The 5,788-nt window shown below is 57.1% G+C and carries 8 protein-coding genes; 4 read left to right on the forward strand and 4 right to left on the reverse strand.

Annotated elements, in window-relative coordinates; genetic code table 11:
- Both AC221Y_RS19405 and AC221Y_RS19410 read right to left on the reverse strand, forming a co-directional pair.
- A partial coding sequence (locus AC221Y_RS19405; protein ID WP_486708083.1) for a hypothetical protein occupies window positions 1-367 on the reverse strand: 367 nt, incomplete at its 3' end.
- A 136-nt stretch (window positions 368-503) separates the two neighbouring features.
- On the reverse strand, window positions 504-1,139 hold the full coding sequence (locus tag AC221Y_RS19410; RefSeq protein WP_486708084.1) for a YiaD family glycine zipper/OmpA-like lipoprotein: 636 nt from the start codon (window positions 1,137-1,139) through the stop codon (window positions 504-506).
- Between the two features lie 538 nt (window positions 1,140-1,677).
- Between AC221Y_RS19410 and AC221Y_RS19415 the strand changes: the two genes are divergently transcribed.
- The 4 genes from AC221Y_RS19415 to AC221Y_RS19430 all read left to right on the forward strand — a co-directional run bounded on the left by AC221Y_RS19415 (window position 1,678) and on the right by AC221Y_RS19430 (window position 3,351).
- Window positions 1,678-2,148, forward strand: a complete 471-nt coding sequence (locus tag AC221Y_RS19415) for a cupin domain-containing protein (protein WP_486708085.1) — start codon at window positions 1,678-1,680, stop codon at window positions 2,146-2,148.
- Window positions 2,149-2,189: 41 nt separating this feature from the next.
- Window positions 2,190-2,501 (forward strand): hypothetical protein, encoded by a 312-nt coding sequence (locus AC221Y_RS19420; RefSeq protein ID WP_486708086.1) that lies wholly within the window; start codon window positions 2,190-2,192, stop codon window positions 2,499-2,501.
- On the forward strand, window positions 2,498-2,884 hold the full coding sequence (locus AC221Y_RS19425; protein WP_486708087.1) for a hypothetical protein: 387 nt from the start codon (window positions 2,498-2,500) through the stop codon (window positions 2,882-2,884). The genes AC221Y_RS19420 and AC221Y_RS19425 overlap by 4 nt, the downstream gene beginning before the upstream one ends.
- Before the next feature lie 212 nt (window positions 2,885-3,096).
- The gene (locus AC221Y_RS19430; RefSeq protein WP_085828265.1) at window positions 3,097-3,351 is read left to right on the forward strand and encodes a GlsB/YeaQ/YmgE family stress response membrane protein; all 255 of its coding nucleotides are present in this window, start codon (window positions 3,097-3,099) and stop codon (window positions 3,349-3,351) included.
- A 275-nt stretch (window positions 3,352-3,626) separates the two neighbouring features.
- Here AC221Y_RS19430 and AC221Y_RS19435 read toward each other — a convergent pair whose 3' ends face one another.
- Both AC221Y_RS19435 and AC221Y_RS19440 read right to left on the reverse strand, forming a co-directional pair.
- Window positions 3,627-4,772 (reverse strand): AI-2E family transporter, encoded by a 1,146-nt coding sequence (locus AC221Y_RS19435; protein WP_486708088.1) that lies wholly within the window; start codon window positions 4,770-4,772, stop codon window positions 3,627-3,629.
- 141 nt (window positions 4,773-4,913) lie between these two features.
- Window positions 4,914-5,788: transketolase (locus tag AC221Y_RS19440; protein ID WP_486708089.1), on the reverse strand; the 875-nt coding region annotated here is incomplete at its 5' end.

The following is a 5,788-nucleotide window of genomic DNA, read 5'->3' on the forward strand; positions in this document are numbered from 1 at the left end:
CCTCTGCGTCCGCTGTGACTTTGGCTTGATCAGCCATGCAGGCTTCTGCGTTCGCCGCTCGCACGATCCGCTCGGCAATCATCTCGGGTGATGCGTCCTTTTTCTTGTTCTTTTTGTCCGGACGACCGTCAGGTTGGAGAAGTTCCGGAAGGCATTCAACCTCGGCAAGTTTCAACTCTTCAAGGCAGGCCTTTTCAGCGTCTTTGGGCTTGCCTTTAAAGTTTTTGAGGCAGGCAAGCGTCGTCTCCAACGCCTCTTCGGTTATCGCCCCGGGTGCCTGGGCTTTGGCCTGTGCAAGGCCTGGAAGTGGTTGCAGTAACGATAAGACGGCGATAACTGCCGTTGCGGAATTCCGCGTCCTGGCCATCATAATTTTTCCTTTTGGATCTTGTTCATGACCATCCCAGATGAATTCGGTCTGATCGGAATTCTGTTGCTCGGGCTTTGATGTAGGTGCCGCTCTGAGGCGGAAACAGCCCGTCGGGTTATGGCGGGCATTAAGGTCAGTTTGTGGGGGTGATCACAACTTCGACCCGACGGTTCTCCGCGCGCCCCGCGGCGGTAGCGTTCGACGCGATCGGCTCGCTAAAGCCAAGTCCGGAATAGGTGATCCGGGTCGAGGATACACCGTCCCTGATCAAGATTCGGGCAACGGCCAGAGCACGATCCAGACTCAGCTGTTTGTTGTAGGCGACAGATCCGACATTGTCGGTGTGGCCCACTACGAGGACGGTCGAGTTTCTATACGTTTTCAGCGAGCGGGCGACCTCGCGCAGGGCGGGCAAGAAGCCTGTGGCCACTGTGGCGGACCCTGTTGCAAACGTCACGCCCTCGGGCAGGATCACCCGAAGCTCGCTGCCGGTGTTGGTGATGACGGCACCGCTGCCCGCAAGTTGTTGGTTTAATTCGCGTTCCTGTCGGGCCATATTGGCTCCGATGGCGCCGCCCACCGCCGCGCCGATCCCGGCGCCGATGACGGTAGACTGTGTGTCATTTCCTATCACTTTACCCAAGGCCGCGCCTGTCGCGCCGCCAATAACCGCACCCGTTGCGGTTTGGTTTGGCCTACCATCGTTATAGGTGCAGCCGCTTAACGCAATAACGGTAGTCACGGCCAGAAATCGTGTGCTCGCAATCATGGGATTGATCCTTTTTCTGTGCGCCGCTGGGAAATAGTTCAATACCATTTCATCAATAGGGCGAACTTGCGGTACTTTGACGCGTTATTGCGGTCTGTTGCACTAATCTGCGTCAGCTTGCGGAGATTGTTGCCGTCGCTCCCTGGACCCAGACTAGTCATTCACAATGATGCTCTCACTTGATCACGCGGTCTCTTTAGGGGTGAGGGCGTCGCCATGGTCATCCCATATTGAGGAAACGTTAGTCAGGACGTCGACCAAATGTGCAGGGTGGTTTTGCAACTGCAACATCCCAGAGCATGCCGCCGGGTGGTCGTGCCGCCATCCCATGCCGTCGTGTTTGTCGGCTCGCCCTCCATGGGGAGGACAGCACCTTGTCGCATGTTTAGAGCATCCAACGCCAGACGATCGGGCACAGCTCGAGAATCTACGGGGAGAAAAGCCCGGACCGCTAACACCGATCAGTGCGCGCCAGAGGCGCTCTTGTACAAACAGACCCTCATCGCCAATGCAGGTGACGCAGTTTTGGAGGGTCGCCATGATTGGATATGTCGGAAATATCGAAGAGGTGTCGCAAGAGAACACAGACTTTCGGCGGGTTCTTTATTCCGGGTCCAGACTTCAACTGGTTGTGATGTCGATCGCGCCTGGGGAAGAAATCGGAGGGGAGAGTCATCCCGATACGGATCGGTTCTTTCGGATCGAACAGGGCAAGGGGCGGATTGTGATCGACGGCGTGCCCCACAAGATCAAGTCGGGTGACGGCATCGTCGTGCCTGCGGGCACGCATCACAACCTGATTTGCACCGGCCATGATCCGCTCAGGATCTCTACGGTCTACGGCCCTCCGCAGCACCGCGATCAACTGGTTCAGAAGACCAAGACCGAGGCGGTTGCTTCTGACGAGGCTTTCCAAGGAACAGGCCACCGAGCAGGCGTCGAAGGTGGTGCAGATTTAGGCCTTTGCGCGGCTTTGAGCTTTAATTCTCGATCGCAGGACGTGGCGTGATCGCCGCGCACTCCTGCCATCCCAACCCCATGGAGACCTCAATGACACAAGATAGAAAGAGTACCAAAGACGCCTCGGGCGCCGACGATTTCGAGAAGCTGAGCCAACAACTGACCGCCCTGAGGGAAGATATGTCGAGGCTGGCAGAGACCGTCGCCGGGATCGCAGGACGGCGCGGTAATGCCATGGCGGCGGACATTGCCGAGGGCGTTGATGAAGCCAAGAAATATACAGAGAAAACAGGCCGATCCGCAGAGGCGCAGCTTGAAGGGTCTGTTGCTGCGCACCCATTCCTGGCCATCGGCCTTGCTGCGGGCGCGGGTCTTTTGATCGGCGCCCTGTCGCGGCGATGAATCGCCTTTTCGACGATGCGGTACACGGAGCCGCGCGTTTTGCGCGCGGCGGCGCATGCAAACTGTTGGCGTTGTTTATACTGGGCCTGTCCGGTTACCTGATCGGCGTTGCTGGCATCGGCTTCCTGACGGTTTGGGTCTTTTTAAGCCTTAGCATGGCCTTGGGGAAAGGATATGCGGCGCTCTTGATCGGGCTTGGCCTGACGCTTTTGGGGGCGGGCGTTCTTGCGCTTTTCTGGCGGTGGTCTCAACCTGCCCCGGCCGACGTGGCGCAGAGCAGGCCAGCGGCGCCCCAAGCTGATATAGACGATGCCCCGTCACTCATTGCCTTTACTGCAGCTTTTATTCTGGGCCGCTATTTGATGGGTGAAAAGCGTGACTGACCCCTCCTTGTGTTGTCAAACCGTCACCAGCGGTGACATACTGTTGTTGGGAAACAATAACGCTGCTCGTCTGTGCGTCCGCAAAGCATGCACAGCAGAAACGGCACAAGCCAGAGAATGCTGCGCCAGACAGGACGCAGGGCATTAGCGATGCTGCGGTAACTGGCGTCTCAATTTTTCGATGATTTCACGCATAATGGAAAGGATCCAAAATGGCTCTCGAAAGTCTTTTAGTAATAATCTTGGTAGGTGCAGTGGCTGGTTGGCTCGCTGGGCTGATCGTTAAGGGCTATGGTTTTGGCCTGCTTGGCAACATCGTGGTCGGGATCGTCGGAGCGTTTGTGGCCGGTCTGATTTTTCCTATGCTGGGCCTGAGTGTCGGTACCGGAATAGCTGGCGCCATCATCCACGCTACCGTCGGGGCGGTGATCCTGCTGTTCCTGATACGTCTGATCAAACGTGCCTGAAACCGATCCTGAGCCGAAATTACCCTGCATGTCGGGATGAAATCGGCGCAGTTTCGGCCCGGGATGGCACCCTAAATCCGGCAGAGCGCCGCGAATACAGCGTCGCGGTCGTTCACCGGCTTGCCCTTGAAGGAGGAACCGTCAACTCTGACCGCGATCAGATTGCATGGGTTGGGATCGAACAGGTCAGACAGGCGCAGACCCGAAGCCGCAGAACTGTCCTGAAAAAGCAAGAGCACCTCAGCGACCCTGCCCTTGCAGAAACCGGTATTGGTCTACATCGTCCCCGAAGTCTTCTCGGTGCGAGCTAAGCTATCTTCGGCAGGTGTGGCCCGGTCAGACAGAAAGATGCTGAGGTTGCGTAGCGTCGGCACATATTCGGAGAATGCGCGCAGCGTGATCAGCATCGGCACAGCGATGACCATACCGATCACAGACCAGGCCCAGCCCCAGAACGCGACCATCAGAAACACCACCACCGGGTTGAGCCTCAGGCTACGACCCACGGCGTAGGGGGTGATGAGCTGGCCTTCGACCGCATTCATGCCCAGATAGATGCTAGCCATCAACCCGGCTTCACCCACCGTATCCAACGACACGATCCCGATTGCAAATGTCACTGCAGCGCCCGAAACGGCCCCGAGAAACGGAATGTAGTTCAACACGAAGGCCATCACGCCAAAGACCGCCGGATTCGGCATCCCCGCGAGATAGAGCACCAGCCCGATTGCAATTCCCAAACAGGCGTTGATCAACGTTATCGTCAGGAAATAGCGGCTAATCTTGCGTTCGATCTGAAACATGATCTTCAGGGCCCGGCGCTTGTCGCTGAACGTCGGGCTGGCCTGGATGATCTTTTCATAAAACATGTCTCCCGAGGCGATCATGAAAAACAAAAGCGCCAGGGTCATAACAAGCTGCGCGATTATAACAGGCGTGTTGGCAACAGCGTTCTGAAGTAAGGAGGGCTTGTCCACGATCACACGTTCGGGATCGGACCGCGTGGTGGATGTCCCACCATCCGCCAGCTTTTCAACCTCGTCGCTCGCCTTGGCCATATTGTCCATGGCCGAGTTCAGCCCGCGCAGCTTCCACTCCACATCCCGCATGATCTGCGGGGCGTTCTTCGCGTAGGACTGAACCGGTTGGGACAAGCCCATGATCGTTGCGCCAGTCAACCCGATGATGAAAACAATCACCGTCACGGCCGTGACAAAAGGTGCAATCCCCAGACGGCTCATGCCGCGCCGAATGGGCGAGAAGGTCAGCGAAAGAAGGAAGGCAAGAACCACCGGCATCAGGAAACTGCGCGAAGCGACGATGACGCTCCCAAGCAGCAGAATGAAGATCCCGACACTGGGCCAATGATAGCACGCTCGGCTCGTCGGGCCTTCTGTCCGGGGAGCAGGAGGGTTACTCATGGCTCTTTCCCTCTCACTGAACATCAAACACGGGCAGGATCGTCTTGGTCAGCCCGTGGGGCCAAGACATCATTCTCGCCGATCCGCCGTTGAATCCCCCTATAAGAGCACCCGCCAAACCATTTGCCGAAAAGGGCCGCCTCAAAAGATGGACCGTGCGATCCGGATCAACTGCAACGTCTCAAAGGCACTGTCCTGCAACGTCACCAGCTCGCCATTCACGACAGCATAATTATATCCCGGCTCTAGTACTGGAAGACGGTAAGTCTGGCGCAATTCGTTCTGAGTCAACGCCGCCGTAGGCGCAACACGCAGCCCTGCGGGCAGGTTTGCGACCGAGGCAAGATCGTGGATATGAAGCAGCGATGTATAATCATCATCGCTCAGCAGCACCGGCTGACCATCAATCAGCGCATAGCGTTTGCCAACAGGAGTGGGGCGTAACCCGTAAAGCGATTCTATCTGGGCTGAATTGAGCAGCAGATTGTCGTCATAAAGATCTACGTCATGATTCAGATAGTCGCGACGCCGATCAAGGTAAATCGCATCAAGCCGGTCGTCGTCATAGGTGATCCATTCGTCATAACTGACGCCCTTTTTCGCAAGGCCGGGGGGCACGCAAGGCGGATCTTTCCTGGCAAGACCGGGGGGGCAGTTGCGATACCTCAGACGGCGGTCGTCGGGGACATCGGCAAAGATCACATCAGATCCCAAAAGCACGAGGGACCCGGCGCCTAGCAGCACACTCATGTCGCGGCCTTCCGGTGCGAGCACGCGCAAGATTGCGTCAGAGTCGCGCTCCCGCTCATCCTTTGACCGCTTGATCTTCGCATTGCTCTTGTCGCGCGTCTTGTCGTCGTTGGAATGTTCAGGTTTTTTCTTCTGCACATTCTTGATCTTCTTGTTGTCGCCACCCTTTCCCTTGTTTTCCTTTTTATCCTTGTGCTCCTTGATCTGGACGATCTGGGTGCCAGGGCTCGCGGGCACGCTCAGCGTGGACATCGGGAAACCGGGAA

This window comes from Boseongicola sp., from assembly GCF_057460485.1.

Bases quoted from the DNA above. Each gene is read 5' to 3' on its own strand.
- AC221Y_RS19415 (WP_486708085.1), top strand. From the start codon at position 1,678: ATGATTGGATATGTCGGAAATATCGAAGAGGTGTCGCAAGAGAACACA.
- AC221Y_RS19430 (WP_085828265.1), top strand. From the start codon at position 3,097: ATGGCTCTCGAAAGTCTTTTAGTAATAATCTTGGTAGGTGCAGTGGCT.
- AC221Y_RS19420 (WP_486708086.1), top strand. From the start codon at position 2,190: ATGACACAAGATAGAAAGAGTACCAAAGACGCCTCGGGCGCCGACGAT.
- AC221Y_RS19425 (WP_486708087.1), top strand. From the start codon at position 2,498: ATGAATCGCCTTTTCGACGATGCGGTACACGGAGCCGCGCGTTTTGCG.
- AC221Y_RS19410 (WP_486708084.1), bottom strand. From the start codon at position 1,139: ATGATTGCGAGCACACGATTTCTGGCCGTGACTACCGTTATTGCGTTA.
- AC221Y_RS19435 (WP_486708088.1), bottom strand. From the start codon at position 4,772: ATGAGTAACCCTCCTGCTCCCCGGACAGAAGGCCCGACGAGCCGAGCG.